The 15,237-nt window shown below is 62.8% G+C and carries 13 protein-coding genes; 9 read left to right on the top strand and 4 right to left on the bottom strand.

All coding sequences use genetic code 11. From position 1 onward, the window contains the following. Positions 1-45: 45 nt before the first annotated feature. The 9 genes from UW3_RS0107445 (at position 46) to UW3_RS0107405 (ending at position 11,646) form a co-directional block, all read left to right on the top strand. Positions 46-1,110 (top strand): 2,3-butanediol dehydrogenase, encoded by a 1,065-nt coding sequence (locus UW3_RS0107445; protein WP_237716733.1) that lies wholly within the window; start codon positions 46-48, stop codon positions 1,108-1,110. 98 nt (positions 1,111-1,208) lie between these two features. Further along, complete coding sequence (prmA, locus tag UW3_RS0107440; RefSeq protein WP_010221685.1) at positions 1,209-2,087, top strand: 50S ribosomal protein L11 methyltransferase; 879 nt, start codon at positions 1,209-1,211, stop codon at positions 2,085-2,087. A 40-nt stretch (positions 2,088-2,127) separates the two neighbouring features. Then, complete coding sequence (locus UW3_RS0107435; RefSeq protein ID WP_010221684.1) at positions 2,128-3,399, top strand: DUF3426 domain-containing protein; 1,272 nt, start codon at positions 2,128-2,130, stop codon at positions 3,397-3,399. A 213-nt stretch (positions 3,400-3,612) separates the two neighbouring features. Further along, positions 3,613-4,626, top strand: coding sequence for a tRNA dihydrouridine synthase DusB (gene dusB, locus UW3_RS0107430; protein ID WP_010221683.1), 1,014 nt, complete (start codon positions 3,613-3,615; stop codon positions 4,624-4,626). Further along, positions 4,623-4,943 carry a DNA-binding transcriptional regulator Fis gene (fis, locus tag UW3_RS0107425; RefSeq protein ID WP_003186237.1) on the top strand — a complete coding sequence of 107 codons (321 nt, stop codon included), beginning with the start codon at positions 4,623-4,625 and terminating at the stop codon, positions 4,941-4,943. Before dusB ends, fis begins: the two co-directional genes overlap by 4 nt. Before the next feature lie 82 nt (positions 4,944-5,025). After that, positions 5,026-6,633 (top strand): bifunctional phosphoribosylaminoimidazolecarboxamide formyltransferase/IMP cyclohydrolase, encoded by a 1,608-nt coding sequence (gene purH, locus UW3_RS0107420; protein ID WP_010221682.1) that lies wholly within the window; start codon positions 5,026-5,028, stop codon positions 6,631-6,633. A gap of 168 nt (positions 6,634-6,801) precedes the next feature. Then, entirely contained in the window at positions 6,802-8,097 is a 1,296-nt protein-coding gene (gene purD, locus UW3_RS0107415; RefSeq protein ID WP_010221681.1) for a phosphoribosylamine--glycine ligase, read from the top strand. A gap of 135 nt (positions 8,098-8,232) precedes the next feature. After that, positions 8,233-11,004 (top strand): hybrid sensor histidine kinase/response regulator, encoded by a 2,772-nt coding sequence (locus UW3_RS0107410; RefSeq protein WP_010221680.1) that lies wholly within the window; start codon positions 8,233-8,235, stop codon positions 11,002-11,004. A 45-nt stretch (positions 11,005-11,049) separates the two neighbouring features. After that, complete coding sequence (locus tag UW3_RS0107405; RefSeq protein WP_010221679.1) at positions 11,050-11,646, top strand: MarC family protein; 597 nt, start codon at positions 11,050-11,052, stop codon at positions 11,644-11,646. Here the strand turns inward: UW3_RS0107405 and UW3_RS26630 are convergent. The 4 genes from UW3_RS26630 to cobJ form a co-directional block, all read right to left on the bottom strand. Further along, entirely contained in the window at positions 11,643-12,269 is a 627-nt protein-coding gene (locus UW3_RS26630) for a hypothetical protein (protein WP_010221678.1), read from the bottom strand. The genes UW3_RS0107405 and UW3_RS26630 overlap by 4 nt on opposite strands. Continuing rightward, entirely contained in the window at positions 12,262-12,948 is a 687-nt protein-coding gene (locus tag UW3_RS0107395) for a hypothetical protein (protein ID WP_010221677.1), read from the bottom strand. Before UW3_RS0107395 ends, UW3_RS26630 begins: the two co-directional genes overlap by 8 nt. A 70-nt stretch (positions 12,949-13,018) precedes the next feature. Further along, complete coding sequence (locus UW3_RS0107390; protein WP_010221676.1) at positions 13,019-13,714, bottom strand: hypothetical protein; 696 nt, start codon at positions 13,712-13,714, stop codon at positions 13,019-13,021. A gap of 102 nt (positions 13,715-13,816) precedes the next feature. Beyond that, positions 13,817-15,237, bottom strand: a 1,421-nt coding sequence (gene cobJ, locus UW3_RS26625) for a precorrin-3B C(17)-methyltransferase (protein WP_010221675.1), incomplete at its 5' end; no start/stop codon positions are given.

Here is a 15,237-nt window from a genome sequence, read left to right as displayed (position 1 = left end):
AGGGAGATAACAACAATGAATGATCTTTCCAACCCCGCCGCCAGCATGCGCGCAGCGGTCTGGCACGGCCGCCAGGACATTCGCGTCGAAGATGTGCCGTTGCCCGCCGACCCGCCGCCGGGCTGGGTGCAGATCAAGGTCGACTGGTGCGGCATTTGCGGCTCCGACCTGCACGAGTATGTCGCCGGCCCCGTGTTCATTCCGGTGGAGGCGCCGCATCCGCTGACCGGCATTCAGGGCCAGTGCATTCTTGGCCATGAGTTTTGCGGCGAAATCCTCAAGCTCGGTGACGGCGTGCAGGGCTATGCCATAGGTGACCCGGTGGCTGCCGATGCCTGCCAGCACTGCGGTACCTGCTACTACTGCACCCATGGCCTGTACAACATCTGCGAACGCCTGGCCTTTACCGGCCTGATGAACAACGGCGCCTTCGCCGAGCGGGTCAACGTACCGGCCAACCTGCTGTATCGCTTGCCCGAAGGCTTCCCGCGCGAAGCCGGGGCGCTGATCGAGCCACTGGCGGTCGGTATGCATGCGGTGAAGAAGGCCGGCAACCTGCTCGGCCAGAACGTCGTGGTGGTCGGTGCCGGGACCATCGGCCTGTGCACCATCATGTGCGCCAAGGCAGCCGGTGCCGCCCAGGTAATAGCCTTGGAAATGTCCACTGCGCGCAAGGCCAAGGCCCTGGAGGTCGGCGCCACGGCAGTGCTCGACCCCAAACAATGCGACGTGCTGGCAGAGACTCGCGCCCTGACTGCGGGCCTCGGTGCCGATGTCAGCTTTGAATGCATCGGCAACAAACACACCGCCAAGTTGGCCATCGATATCATCCGCAAGGCCGGCAAATGCGTGCTGGTGGGCATTTTCGAGGAGCCCAGCGCGTTCAACTTCTTCGAACTGGTGTCCACCGAAAAGCAGGTGCTCGGCGCCCTGGCCTACAACGGCGAGTTTGCCGACGTCATCGCCTTCATTGCCGATGGGCGGCTGGATATCAGCCCGCTGGTCACCGGCCGTATCGGCCTTGAGGCGATTGTCGGCCAGGGCTTCGAGGAACTGGTGAACAACAAGGAGGAGAATGTGAAGATCATCGTCTCGCCGGCCAGGCTCTAGGGACTACAGGGATCCCACAAACCCTTCGCACTCAAGTAAACTGGCGGGCTTCTCGCAGCCTCGGGCTGCCCCTGTAGATTTTTCCAAAGGTGCCCGCCATGCCTTGGCTGCAAGTACGTCTGGCCATCAGCCCGGAACAAGCCGAAACCTATGAAGATGCCCTGCTCGAAGTAGGCGCCGTTTCGGTCACCTTCATGGATGCCGAAGATCAGCCGATCTTCGAACCGGACCTCAACACCACCCCGCTGTGGTCGCACACTCACCTGCTGGCATTGTTCGAAGCCGATACCGACGCCAACGCGGTGTTCGCCCACCTGCAGTTGCTGACCGGCGCCGAACTGCCCGAGCACCAGGCTGAAGTCATCGAAGACCAGGACTGGGAACGCAGCTGGATGGACAACTTCCAGCCGATGCGTTTCGGCCAGCGCCTGTGGATCGTGCCAAGCTGGCATGCGGCGCCCGAGCCCGAGGCGGTCAACCTGCTGCTCGATCCGGGCCTGGCCTTCGGCACCGGCACCCACCCGACCACCGCCCTGTGCCTGGAATGGCTCGACGGCCAGGACCTGAAAGACACCCAGGTGCTCGACTTCGGTTGCGGCTCGGGCATCCTCGCCATCGCCGCGCTGCTGCTCGGCGCCCGCGAAGCGGTCGGTACCGACATCGACGTGCAGGCCCTGGAAGCCTCGCGCGACAACGCCGGGCGCAACGGCATCGCCGACGAGAAATTCGCCCTGTACCTGCCCGAGCACATGCCGGCCATGCAGGCCGACGTGCTGGTCGCCAACATCCTCGCCGGCCCGCTGGTCTCGCTGGCCCCGCAACTGTCGGCGCTGGTGCGTCCGGGCGGCTTGCTGGCGCTGTCGGGGATCCTCGCCGAACAGGGCGATGAAGTCGCCGCGGCCTACGCCAAGGACTTCGACCTCGACCCGATCGCCGTACGCGATGGCTGGGTACGCATCAGTGGTCGCCGCCGCTAAGTGCGCCTAGAATAACCTTCTGCATAACCCGGACCGCCGCATGACCGACAGTTTCGTCACCCAGTGCCCGCATTGCCAGACCAGCTTTCGCGTCAGCCACAATCAGTTGAGCGTGGCCCGCGGTGTGGTGCGTTGCGGCGCCTGCCTGCAAGTGTTCAACGCCGCCCGGCAACTGCTGGAGCAAAGCGCGGCGCAGAACCCACCTGCACAACCGGCGCCTGTCGAACCTGTGGTGGAACCTGCGCAAGCACCCAGCCAGCATGAGTGGAGCGCCGCCGAGCTGGACCTGGACCAGCTCGACCTCGATCAGGAACTGGCGCGCCTGGAACAGCGTGAAATCCAGCCAACGACCGAGTTCAAGGCCGCCGTACCGCGCCAGGACAACCTCAGCGCGCACCGCGACAGCCCCGAGCAGGACGACCAGCATTGGCCCGACAGCCTGTTCAGCAGCCCGGCTTCAGAGCGCGAGCAACTGAGCGCCGAGCTCGACGAGCCGCAGCCGCCACTGATCGAGCAGGAAGCCCTGGACCTCGCCCCGGCACCCGGTGAGCGCACCGAACCATCGTTGTCGCTGGATGTGCTCGACGACGACCTCGATGCGCCGGCTGCGGCTGCGCCCGCGTCTGCGCTGCATGCCGATGATGACGAACTGCCCGGCGAGCGCCTGTCGGCCCGTGAGCCTGACGACGACCTGGACCGCCCCGAGCCCGGACTGGACGAGCGCCGCGAGCCGGGCCTGGGCCCCGCCAGCGGCCGCGCTGCCCGCAAGGAGCCGCTGCTCGACCTGGTCGACGACCCGATCCAGCTCGGCTGGCAGAAACCCAAGGTCAACTGGGGCAAGCGCCTGCTGTGGCTCTTGCTGATCCTGCTGGCCGCCGCGGCGCTGGCTGGCCAGTACATCTGGTACCAGTTCGACGAACTGGCCCGCCAGGACCGCTACCGCCCCTGGTTTCAGACGATCTGCCCGACCGTCGGTTGCCAGGTGCCGTCGCGGGTCGACATCGCCCGGATCAAGAGCAGCAACCTGGTGGTGCGCAGCCACCCGGACTTCCACGGAGCCTTGATCGTCGATGCAATCATCTATAACCGTGCGCCGTTCTCCCAGCCGTTCCCGCTGCTGGAGCTGCGTTTTGCCGACCTGAACGGCCAGTTGATCGCCAGCCGCCGCTTCAAGCCCACCGAGTACCTCAGCGGTGAGCTGGCCGGCAAGGGCGAAATGCCCAGCCAGACACCGATCCACATTGCCCTGGACATCCTCGATCCGGGCCCCAAAGCGGTCAATTACAGCCTGTCATTCCGGTCCCCGGAATAACAGGCGAGCGGCAAGCTGCAAGCTTCAAGCTACAAGAAAAAGCAGCCCCATACGCTGATCCGTTTTTGCTTGCGGCTTGAAGCTTGCAGCTTGAGGCTTAAAGCCAACTGTTCAGATTTTATCCAAATCCATCTTTATCCGGTCACCGAGAGCGGGTATCATGCCAACCCTTTTTCGAACTCTAATGATCCGGCCCCACAACAGGGAACTCCTATGTCGGCGGTACGCATCGGCCCATACACACTGCAGAACGCCCTGATCCTCGCGCCGATGGCCGGGGTCACGGACCAGCCATTTCGTCAGCTGTGCCGACGAATGGGTGCAGGCCTGGTGGTGTCGGAGATGGTCAGCAGTGACATGAGCCTGTGGAACAGCCGCAAGTCGCGTCTGCGCATGATTCACGAAGGTGATCCCGAGCCGCGCTCGGTGCAGATCGCCGGCGGTGACGCGCAGATGCTCGCAGCTGCGGCCCGGGCCAATGTCGAGGCCGGCGCCCAGATCATTGACATCAATATGGGCTGCCCGGCAAAAAAAGTCTGCAACAAGGCCGCAGGCTCTGCTTTATTGAAAGATGAAGCCCTGGTCAGCGAAATCCTCCACGCGGTGGTTGCCGCCGTGGACGTGCCGGTCACGCTGAAGATCCGCACCGGCTGGGACAGGGCCAACAAGAACGGCCTGACTGTGGCGAGGATCGCCGAGCAGGCTGGCATCCAGGCACTGGCGGTACATGGACGCACGCGCGCCGACCTCTACACCGGCGAAGCCGAGTACGACACCATCGCGGCAATCAAGCAGGCGGTGTCGATCCCGGTTTTTGCCAATGGCGATATCACTTCGCCAGAAAAGGCCCGAGCGGTGCTGGCTGCCACCGGTGCCGACGGTCTGCTGATTGGCCGGGCTGCCCAGGGGCGGCCATGGATCTTTCGCGAGATCGAGCATTACCTGCGCACCGGCGAAACACTGCCGGCGCCGCAGTTGGACGAAGTGGAACGAATTCTGCTGGAGCACCTGACCGCGTTGCACGCCTTTTACGGCGATGTGATGGGCGTACGTATCGCCCGCAAGCACGTCGGTTGGTACCTGGCAACGCTACCGGGCGCCAGGGAGTTTCGCGCCCAGTTCAACCGTTTGGAAGACACGCAAGCGCAGTGCGCCAACGTTCGCAGCTTCTTCAGCGAACGTGAACAGAGCCTTGAGACAGAGGACGGACAAGGGGTGGCCGCATGACGATGATGACCGAGACTTTAGTGAGTGGAACAACGCCCGTGAGCGACAACGTCAACCTGAAACAGCACCTGAATACACCGAGCGAAGAGGGCCAGACCCTTCGCGGCAGTGTGGAAAAGGCGCTGCACAACTATTTCGCCCATCTTGAGGGCGCGGCCGTCACGGACGTGTACAACCTGGTGCTCTCGGAAGTCGAAGCGCCGTTGCTCGAAAGCGTAATGAACTACGTCAAGGGCAACCAGACCAAGGCCAGCGAGCTGCTCGGGCTCAACCGCGGCACCTTGCGCAAGAAACTCAAGCAGTACGATTTGTTGTAAGCAAGCATCCAAACCAGAAAAGGCGGCTCCCATTCGATGAGGTCGCCTTTTTTGCTGACTCCACCGCGTTATGGAATCTGAAATGACCGACCAGACTACCCGCCTGCCGATCCGCCGCGCCTTGATCAGCGTCTCCGACAAGACCGGGATCCTTGAATTCGCCCGTGAGCTGCAACAGCTCGGCGTCGAGATCCTGTCCACCGGCGGCACCTTCAAGTTGCTCCAGGACAATGGCGTTGCCGCGGTGGAAGTTGCCGATTACACCGGCTTCGCCGAAATGATGGACGGCCGGGTCAAGACCCTGCACCCGAAAATCCACGGCGGCATCCTCGGCCGTCGTGGTACCGACGACGCCATCATGGCCGAACACGGGATCAAGCCGATCGACCTGGTCGCGGTCAACCTCTACCCGTTCGAAGCCACCATCTCCAAACCTGGCTGTGACCTGCCGACCGCCATCGAGAACATCGACATCGGCGGCCCGACCATGGTTCGCTCGGCGGCCAAGAACCACAAAGACGTCGCCATCGTGGTCAACGCCAGCGACTACGGCCAGGTGCTGGAAAGCCTCAAGGCCGGCGGCCTGACCTACGCCCAGCGTTTCGACCTGATGCTCAAGGCATTCGAGCATACCGCCGCCTACGACGGCATGATCGCCAACTACATGGGCACCGTGAACCAGGCCAGTGAAACCCTGAGCACCGAAGGCCGCAGTGAGTTCCCGCGCACCTTCAACAGCCAGTTCATCAAGGCCCAGGAAATGCGCTACGGCGAGAACCCGCACCAGAGCGCGGCGTTCTATGTCGAGGCCAAGCCCGCTGAAGCCGGCATCGCCACCGCCGTACAGCTGCAAGGCAAAGAGCTGTCGTACAACAACGTGGCCGACACCGACGCCGCGCTGGAGTGCGTGAAGAGCTTCGTCAAGCCGGCTTGCGTCATCGTCAAGCACGCCAACCCGTGCGGCGTGGCCGTCAGCCCGGACGCCGAAGGCGGCATCCGCCAGGCCTACGAACTGGCCTACGCTACCGACACCGAGTCGGCGTTCGGCGGCATCATCGCCTTCAACCGCGAGCTGGATGCTGAAACCGCCAAGGCCATCGTCGAGCGTCAGTTCGTCGAAGTGATCATCGCCCCGAGCGTCAGCGACGAAGCCCGCGCCGTGGTGGCTGCCAAGGCCAACGTCCGCCTGCTGTCCTGCGGCGAGTGGTCGGCTGAGCGTGCCGCTGCCTGGGACTTCAAGCGCGTCACCGGCGGCCTGCTGGTGCAGAGCCGCGACATCGGCATGATCACCGAGGGCGACCTGAAAGTGGTCACCAAGCGCGCGCCGACCGAACAAGAGATCCACGACCTGATCTTCGCCTGGAAAGTGGCCAAGTTCGTCAAGTCCAACGCCATCGTCTACGCCAAGAACCGCCAGACCATCGGTGTCGGCGCCGGCCAGATGAGCCGCGTCAACTCCGCCCGTATCGCGGCCATCAAGGCCGAGCACGCGGGCCTGCAGGTGCAGGGCGCGGTCATGGCATCGGATGCGTTCTTCCCGTTCCGCGATGGCATCGACAACGCCGCCAAGGTGGGCATCACTGCGGTGATCCAGCCAGGTGGCTCGATGCGTGATGCCGAAGTCATCGCGGCCGCTGACGAAGCCGGCATCGCCATGGTCTTCACCGGCATGCGTCACTTCCGTCACTGAGTGAAGCAGCGACAAGCTCCAAGCTGCAAGCTGCAAGAAAAAGCGCATCGAGTCGCATCCTCTTGCAGTTGCAGCCCCTTAAATTTCAGAGTTGCAAGCTACGCAAAAGGCAGCACTGGCTGCTTTTTCTTGTAGCTTGCAGCTTGCAGCTTCTCCGAAGGAGCCTTCATGAATATTCTGATTATCGGTAGCGGCGGTCGTGAACACGCCCTGGCCTGGAAAGTCGCTCAGGACCCACGGGTCGAGAAAGTCTTCGTTGCCCCGGGCAACGCCGGCACCGCCACCGAAGCCAAGTGCGAGAACGTCGATATCGACGTCACCGCCCTGGAGCAACTGGCCGATTTCGCCGAAAAGAACGTCGCCCTGACCATCGTCGGCCCTGAAGGCCCGCTGGTCGCCGGTGTCGTCGACCTGTTCCGCAGCCGCGGCCTGGACTGCTTTGGCCCAACCAAGGGCGCAGCCCAGCTGGAAGGTTCCAAGGCTTTCACCAAGGACTTCCTGGCGCGCCACAAGATCCCGACCGCCGACTACCAGAACTTCACCGAGATCGAGCCGGCCCTGGCCTATCTGCGGGAAAAAGGCGCGCCGATCGTGATCAAGGCCGACGGCCTGGCCGCCGGTAAAGGCGTGATCGTCGCCATGACCCTGGCCGAAGCCGAAGACGCCGTGCGCGACATGCTCGCCGGCAATGCCTTTGGTGATGCAGGTTCGCGCGTGGTGATCGAGGAGTTCCTTGACGGCGAGGAAGCCAGCTTCATCGTCATGGTCGATGGCCAGAACGTGCTGCCAATGGCTACCAGCCAGGACCACAAGCGTGTCGGCGACGCCGACACTGGCCCGAACACCGGCGGCATGGGCGCTTACTCGCCAGCACCGGTGGTCACCGCCGACGTGCACCAGCGCGTGATGGACCAGGTGATCTGGCCGACCGTGCGTGGCATGGCCGAGGAAGGCAACGTCTACACCGGTTTCCTCTATGCCGGTCTGATGATCGACAAAGCCGGCAACCCGAAAGTCATCGAGTTCAACTGCCGCTTCGGCGACCCGGAAACCCAGCCAGTCATGCTGCGTCTGGAATCAAGCCTGGTGCTGCTGATCGAAGCCGCCTTCGCCAAGGCCCTGGACAAGGTCGAAGCGCAGTGGGACCCGCGTCCGAGCCTGGGCGTGGTCCTGGCTGCCGGTGGCTACCCGGGTGACTACAGCAAAGGCGCCGCGATCAACGGCCTGGATGCTGCCGCGAAGCTGGAAGGTAAAGTCTTCCACGCCGGTACCGCACTCAAGGACGGCCAGGTGGTTGCCACCGGTGGCCGCGTACTCTGCGCCACTGCCCTGGGCAACAGCGTCGAGTCTGCCCAGCAACAAGCCTACCGCCTGGCTGCCGAGATCAACTGGGACGCCAGCTTCTACCGCAAGGACATCGGCTACCGCGCCATTGCCCGCGAACGCGGTGAACACCAGCAATAAGCAGGTGCCTGGAGGCCGCGACGCCGCAAGCGTCCTGCCTCCGGCTTGTCGACAAGGCCCGCCATGGGCCTTGCCTTCGGCTTGGCGCGCCGCGCATAGTTACCATCCGGCATTCAGCTAAGAAGGGATTTCGTCGTGCGTTGGCTCAGGATTGCCATTGGCCTCACCGTCAGCTTGCTGACCCTGCTCTGCCTGTTCCCGGCTGCGGCCGAACAAGGCAGTGGTTGGGCGGTATTGCTTGACGATCAGGCCAGCCTGCAATTGAGCGATGTACGCTCGGAACGCTACCGCAACCAGTTCAGCCCCCTCGAACTCAACGAACTCAACGCTGCCACGCCCGACCAGGCGTTGTGGCTGCACTACCGGCTGGAGCCCGGGCAGCAGGAAAAACTGCTGCGGGTCTTCGCCCCCGACCTGTCGCGCCTGGACCTGTACGCTCTCGACGGCGATCGGCTGATCAAGCAGATCCACAACGGTCGCCTGAACGACAGCGACGATCCTTACCTGCGCAGCAGCGACCATGTGCTGGCCCTGCCCAACAGTGCGCACGCGCTGGACATCTACCTGCGCCTGGTATCAGAGCACCAGCTGCGCCCGGCCATCAGCCTGGAGCCTGCCGCCCAGGCCGCCGCCGACCAGCGCCAGCCGCTGTTCTTCGGCCTGCTGTTCGGCTGCCTGCTGATGCTGATGCTGCACAACCTGATCCGCTTCGCTTACTCACGCTCAAGTACCAGCCTGGCCCTGGCGGTCTACCACGCGCTGATGCTGCTCAGCGCACTGATTCTGCTCAACCTGAGCGGCCCCTGGTGGAGCCTCTGGCACTCGGCACAAACACCGGCGGCCTACCTTACTGCCCTGCTGGCGTCGCTGGCCGGCCTGACCTTTACCCTGCGCTTCTTCACGCCTTGCGAACAACCGCGCCTGAGCCGCCTGCTGCAGGGCGAGATGCTGGTGATCGCGCTCTGCGGCCTGCTGCTGTTGTTCGTTGATACCCTGCCATTGAACCTGATGACTTATGCATTGATGGCCCTGGGTAGCCTGACCATGCTGCTGGTTGCCAGCTACCACTGGTACAAGGGCTACGCTCCGGCGCGGCTGTTCGCCGTGGCCATGCTGGCGTTCAATATCGGCTGCCTGGTGGTGTTGCCGGCCCTGCTCGGACTGACCCGCACGCCGACTCAATGGCTGCTGTTCATTCTCCTCGGGCTGACCAGCGTCAGCGGCCTGCTGCTCAACCTGGCGGTCAGCGAGCGCTTGCGGCGCATCAGCGAAGAGCGCTTCAGCGCCAGCCGTGAACTGGCCGCCAGCAACGCCGAGATCAACGCCAAGGCCGAATTCCTGGCCAAGATCAGCCACGAGATCCGCACGCCCATGAACGGCGTACTGGGGATGACCGAGCTGCTGCTCGGCACCCCGCTGTCGGTCAAGCAACGCGACTACGTGCAGACCATCCACAGCGCCGGCAACGAGTTGCTGACCCTGATCAACGAGATTCTCGACATTTCCAAGCTCGAGTCCGGGCAGATCGAACTGGATGACGTGCAGTTCGACCTCAATGCGCTGATCGAGGACTGCCTGAGTATCTTCCGGGCCAAGGCCGAGCAGCAGAACATCGAGCTGATCAGCTTCACCCAGCCACAGGTGCCGCGAGTCATCAGTGGCGACCCGACGCGCCTGCGCCAGGCCCTGCTGAGCCTGCTGGAAAACGCCCTGAAAAAAACCGACCAGGGCGAAATCCTGCTGGTGGTCGCCCTCGACCAACGCGGCGACAGCCCGCGCCTGCGCATTGCCGTGCAGGACAGCGGCGAGCCGATCCCGCCAGGCGAACGCGAAGCGCTGCTGCAGGCAGAGCTGCACAGCAAGCATTTCCTTTCCAGCAACAAGCTCGGCGGCCACTTGGGGCTGGTGATCGCCAAGCAACTGATCACCCTGATGCAGGGCGAGTTCGGTATCAAGACCAGCCACACCATGGGCAATACCCTGTGGATGACCCTGCCGCTCGACCCGCACCGTCTCGAACAGCCGCCTGCCGATCTCGACGGCCCGCTGCGCGGTGCCCGGGTGCTGGTTGTGGACGACAACGACACCTGCCGCAAGGTGCTGGTCCAGCAATGCAGCGCCTGGGGCATGAACGTCAGTGCCGTGCCGTCGGGCAAGGAGGCCCTGGCCCTGCTGCGTACCAAGGCGCACCTGCGCGACTACTTCGACGCGGTACTGCTCGACCAGAACATGCCCGGCATGACCGGCATGCAACTGGCGGCGAAAATCAAGGAAGACCCGAGCCTCAACCACGACATCCTGCTGGTGATGCTCACTGGTATCAGCAACGCGCCAAGCAAGGTCATCGCCCGCAATGCCGGGGTCAAACGCATCCTGGCCAAACCGGTGGCCGGCTATACCCTCAAGACCACCCTGGCCGAAGAGCTGTCCCAGCGCAGCAAGGGTCAGCCGAACATCCCGGTGCAGGCCGGGCTGTCGGCGCCACTGAACCTGCCCAGCGATTTCCGCATCCTGGTGGCCGAAGACAACAACATCTCGACCAAGGTGATTCGCGGCATGCTCGGCAAGCTTAGCCTGGAACCGGACACCGCAAGCAATGGCGAAGAAGCCTTGCAGGCGATGAAGGCCAACCACTACGACCTGGTATTGATGGACTGCGAAATGCCGGTGCTTGATGGCTTCTCGGCCACCCAGCAGCTGCGCATCTGGGAAGTCAGCAACCAGCGCCGGCGTACGCCGGTGGTCGCCCTGACCGCGCACATCCTCGCCGAGCACAAGGAGCGTGCGCGCCTGGCCGGCATGGACGGGCACATGTCCAAGCCGGTGGAGCTGTCGCAGTTGCGTGAATTGATCGAACACTGGGTGGCGCGTCGCGAAGCCGAATCAAGCCAGATTCCGACCCCATAATTCGCATACACTTGCTTCACTTCACCCTTGCTGCGAGCCTCGACCATGCTCCATGAGTTGTTCAGCGTCTACCTGAAAATGCTCGTGCTCTACAGCCCGTTCTTCGTGCTCTCGTGCTTCATCAGCCTGACCCGCGGCTACTCCAGCAAGGAGCGCAAGCAACTGGCCTGGCGTGTGGCAATCGCCGTGCTGATCGCCAGCGTGCTGCTGTACCTGTTCGGCCGGGTGATCTTCGGCATATTCGGCATCACGGTGGATGCGTTTCGCATCGGCGCCGGCAGCGTGTTGTTCATTTCGGCGCTGGGCATGGCCCAGGGAAAATCGGCGGTGCAAACCGACAATGTGCAGCAGGACGTGACCATCGTACCGTTGACCATACCGCTAACCGTCGGCCCCGGCACCATCGGTGCGCTGCTGGTGATGGGGGTTGGCCAGCCGCACTGGGATGACAAACTGCTGGCCATCGTCAGTATCGCCCTGGCCAGTTTCACCGTCGGCCTGGTGTTGTACCTGTCGAACCGTATCGAGCGGATTCTCGGCGACCAGGGGTTGCAGATTGTCAGCCGCTTGATGGGTTTGTTTGTCTGCGCCCTGGCGGCGCAGATCATCTTTACCGGGATCAAGGGTTACCTGGTGCCCTAGACCAGAAATGTGCCCAGGTTGCGCATACGACCGGCCTGGCGCATTTTTTCCACCTTGGCGCGCAGCTCCTGATCGAACAGCGCGACGTTGAAGCGCACCAGCTCGGCCTTGACCTGCCGGGTCTGGCGCTCGCGGAACAGAAAGCCGGCACGCGTCTGCGTAAGCGCCATCGATTCGTGATACAGCACCATGTCTACCTGCCCGGCCTTGCCTGGAGCACAGGGTAGCAATTGAAAAACCCCCGTTTTTTGCACCCGCTGCTCAAAATGCGCCAGCGCGTCGCGTGCGCCCCTGAGGGCCTCCAGGGTCCCGCCCATCGATAGTGCCAGTTCACTACCGCCGCTGGCCGCCGCAATGCTGCGCAGAGCCTTGTCGACGATGTTCGGTCGTTCACCGCCGGGCCAGTGCACCTCGCTTGCCTGAAGCGGGTCGTAACCGTAGAACATCAATTGCCGACGGTAATAGTTGAACCAGTCGTCGATCAGTCCCTGCTCGTAGGCATCACGGGTAACCATCTCGGCTGCCGATATGGCCAGTAGCACCGAATCGCGCTGCGCTGCGCTAACCTCGGGATGAAATGACAGGATGCTCGAGTCGGCGACCACGCCCGTTAGCTTACTCATGATTATCACCTTCAGGTTGACTGTCGAGCGCCATCACATAGTTGTGCTCCTGCTGCTTGCGCGCCATCAAACTGCGCAGATCGGCGCGCGAACCCTCGAACATCTTGCCATCCAACACAGCCGCCCCGCCGTTAATCACAACCTCGTTGCATAACACTTCGCCGGCCAACGACTGCTCGATTCCGGCCACTTCAGGCGCCTGTACGAGGGTAATGGAGATACTGCACAGGTCGATTACAGGACCGGGGTGTACCAGCCCGATTTCCATGATCAGAACTGCACCCGTATCGCGTGCCTCGAAAGTAAACCCACCAAAACACTCCAGGCCCTGTGCATCCCGAGTCAACGCCGCAATCCCTTGATCGATGATTGCACTTGCGCCGGTATGTCGGGTTTCCAGCCAGAGTTGCAGAGGTTGGATCGCAGAGAGTAGCGAGCAATCAGATGCGGATTTGCTCTCATGATGGAACTTGGTGAAGATCCAGTCGCGTTCAGTCAGGGTGTTGCGATAGCGTTCGTACCACGTCTGGTAATTCGAAAAACGCGAGCCGGCGAACTTGTTCGCCACCAGTTGCGCATACAACACAGAGTCGAGTACCGCCTGGCGTTGATCCGGCAGTACGTCGGGGGCGATAAGCAACAACGAGCCACCATTCACCCATACACAATAGTCTTCCATGATCCCTCCTGGTCCAGTAGAAGCTTGAATGTCAGGATGGCTAAAGCCTCCAGCCATCCCGACCGTCCAATCAGATATCGTGGAGGAGGACACGGCTCTGCTTGTGTTGTTTCAGCTTGTCGATAATGGCATCGCGAATGCTGTGATAGAGCTTGCGGTTCAGCATTAACGCTGCCGCTGCCTCGTAGGTATCAGAAGAGCTGCCCGCCCATTCGAACAAGGCCCAGTCAGCGTCTTTACCCGACTTGCTCGTCTGCACAGCACTTGTCACCAGCACGACGTCGTCGCTTTCGGTCACCAGGCAAGCGGCGAGGCCTACAGAGCCGGTTTTGCTATTGTCGGTCTTACGTTTGATTATTTGCTGAGCCTCTTCACTAAGGCCAAGCTTTTTCAGCGCCCCGTCAGCCAGCTTGCGCAGGGCCGTACCCGCCGGCCCGCCCAGAACAGCGCTGCCAATTCCGCTCACGGCTTTGGAGGCAATGGCGCCGATCTTGAGCGATTGGGATCCCGACTCAGTTTTTTGGTACTTCTGACGGACTACGACCCAGCCACAGTCCTGCATGACGCTGAGAAACTTCTTGAACCACTCTTCACACTGGGTATTAGGGTTGAAGAGTTTCCCGGCAACTTCGGAGGAAAACTGATAGGAGTCAATTACATCTTCACGGGTTGGATCTTTGATCTTGCCGGCAATGGCCAGCAGCGCGCCTGGAATAGCGATAGCCAGATCTTTAGAGGGCTCTTCTTTTTTAGCGACGTCGTTCATCTCGAATAATCCTTTATATGAAGCCCCGCTCGACATCGGCGGGAACTTCACACTATTCGAGACACGACCTTCGGTCAGGGCCGAAAGCCTTCCACGCCAGCATCAACCCTGCGCCGGATACCAGCGCGGGGTATAGACCCACTGCCCACCGTCAGCACGGGCAAACTCGCAGGTCGTCGAGGATCCGACCAGCACCATGGTGCGCATATCGACCATGTCCGGTTGCAGCTCACCGAGATTGACCACTTTCAGCGTCTGCCCCGGCCTACCGATGTCGCGGCCAAGGACTACAGGGGTCAGGGCGGTGCGATGCTGGCGGACGATTTCCAGGGCCCGCCCAAGCTGCCACGGGCGCGAGCGCGAGATCGGGTTGTAGAAGGCCAGCGCCAGGTCGGCCTGGCAGGCCAGGTCCAGGCGCTTCTCGATGATCGACCAGGGTTTGAGGTTGTCCGACAGCGACAGCACGCAGAAGTCATGGCCCAAGGGAGCGCCGGCCTGCGCCGCAGTCGCCAGGGAAGCGGAAACACCGGGCAGCATTTCCAGCTCCACTGCATGCCAGTGTGGATCGCTCGACTCGTGCAATGCTTCGAGCACCGCCGCAGCCATGGCGAACACCCCAGGGTCGCCCGAAGACACCACCACTACCGAACGCCCTTGCACCGCCAGCTCGAAGGCATGCCGGGCACGCTGCATCTCTTCGCGGTTGTCGGTGCAGTGCAGCACCTGATCGGCACGGAACGGCCCGGCCATGCGCACATAGGTTTCATAGCCGAGCACATCGTTGGCTCGCGCAAGCTCCGCCTTGACCGCCGGCACCATCAGGTCGGCAGCGCCAGGCCCAAGGCCGATCACCGCCAGGCGCCCGCGGGCGCGGCCGATGTGCTGCGGGTCGATCGGCTGGTTGGAGACCACGATGGCCAGGCCATCGCTCACCGGCTGTGGTGGCAGCAATTGCGGCATTGCCTGAGCAGCCAGGGCGCTGGCATCGCCAGCGCCCGGGGCAAAGCGCAGGGCCACGCCCAGCTCGGCTGCAGCCGCGTGCAGGTCTGGGTTGGCCATGTGCTGCTCTGCTGCCAGCAGGCAGGCCAGCGCCGGCTCGGCAATCCGTGCTGCCTGCAGAGCAGTGCGAATGGCCTGGGCCAGCTCCGGCAGCACCTCGCTGACTGCCACCAGCACACAGCGCGGATAGATCACCAGCTCATTGGCAGAGGCTTCACGGGCGTCACAACCGACATGAATCGCCAGTTGCGCCTGCTCGCTTTGCGGCAGCTGCGCCTGTTCAAGCCAGGGCGCGGCGCCGTCAATGCGCACGCTTTCACCGGCCAGCAGATCGGAAACGAAACGCTTGCCCAGCTCAAGGTCGGCCAGGGCATAACCGCTGGGCGGGTTGAGCAGGCAGGTACCGAAACGCAGCTCGCCACTGGTGGTGATCGCCGCCGCCACACCCAGGCCGGCACCGATTTCCCGGGCCATGACATTGACCCCGCCCAGGCCACCGAGCAGCGGTACCACGGCGCTGCCAT

Source organism: Pseudomonas donghuensis (assembly GCF_000259195.1).
Lineage (GTDB): Bacteria > Pseudomonadota > Gammaproteobacteria > Pseudomonadales > Pseudomonadaceae > Aquipseudomonas > Aquipseudomonas donghuensis.
Note: the sequence above shows the minus strand (reverse complement) of the source record. Positions and strands in the feature narration are given on the sequence as shown.

Bases quoted from the DNA above. Each gene is read 5' to 3' on its own strand.
- UW3_RS0107445 (WP_237716733.1), top strand. From the start codon at position 46: ATGCGCGCAGCGGTCTGGCACGGCCGCCAGGACATTCGCGTCGAAGAT.
- prmA (WP_010221685.1), top strand. From the start codon at position 1,209: ATGCCTTGGCTGCAAGTACGTCTGGCCATCAGCCCGGAACAAGCCGAA.
- UW3_RS0107435 (WP_010221684.1), top strand. From the start codon at position 2,128: ATGACCGACAGTTTCGTCACCCAGTGCCCGCATTGCCAGACCAGCTTT.
- dusB (WP_010221683.1), top strand. From the start codon at position 3,613: ATGTCGGCGGTACGCATCGGCCCATACACACTGCAGAACGCCCTGATC.
- fis (WP_003186237.1), top strand. From the start codon at position 4,623: ATGACGATGATGACCGAGACTTTAGTGAGTGGAACAACGCCCGTGAGC.
- purH (WP_010221682.1), top strand. From the start codon at position 5,026: ATGACCGACCAGACTACCCGCCTGCCGATCCGCCGCGCCTTGATCAGC.
- purD (WP_010221681.1), top strand. From the start codon at position 6,802: ATGAATATTCTGATTATCGGTAGCGGCGGTCGTGAACACGCCCTGGCC.
- UW3_RS0107405 (WP_010221679.1), top strand. From the start codon at position 11,050: ATGCTCCATGAGTTGTTCAGCGTCTACCTGAAAATGCTCGTGCTCTAC.
- UW3_RS26630 (WP_010221678.1), bottom strand. From the start codon at position 12,269: ATGAGTAAGCTAACGGGCGTGGTCGCCGACTCGAGCATCCTGTCATTT.
- UW3_RS0107395 (WP_010221677.1), bottom strand. From the start codon at position 12,948: ATGGAAGACTATTGTGTATGGGTGAATGGTGGCTCGTTGTTGCTTATC.
- UW3_RS0107390 (WP_010221676.1), bottom strand. From the start codon at position 13,714: ATGAACGACGTCGCTAAAAAAGAAGAGCCCTCTAAAGATCTGGCTATC.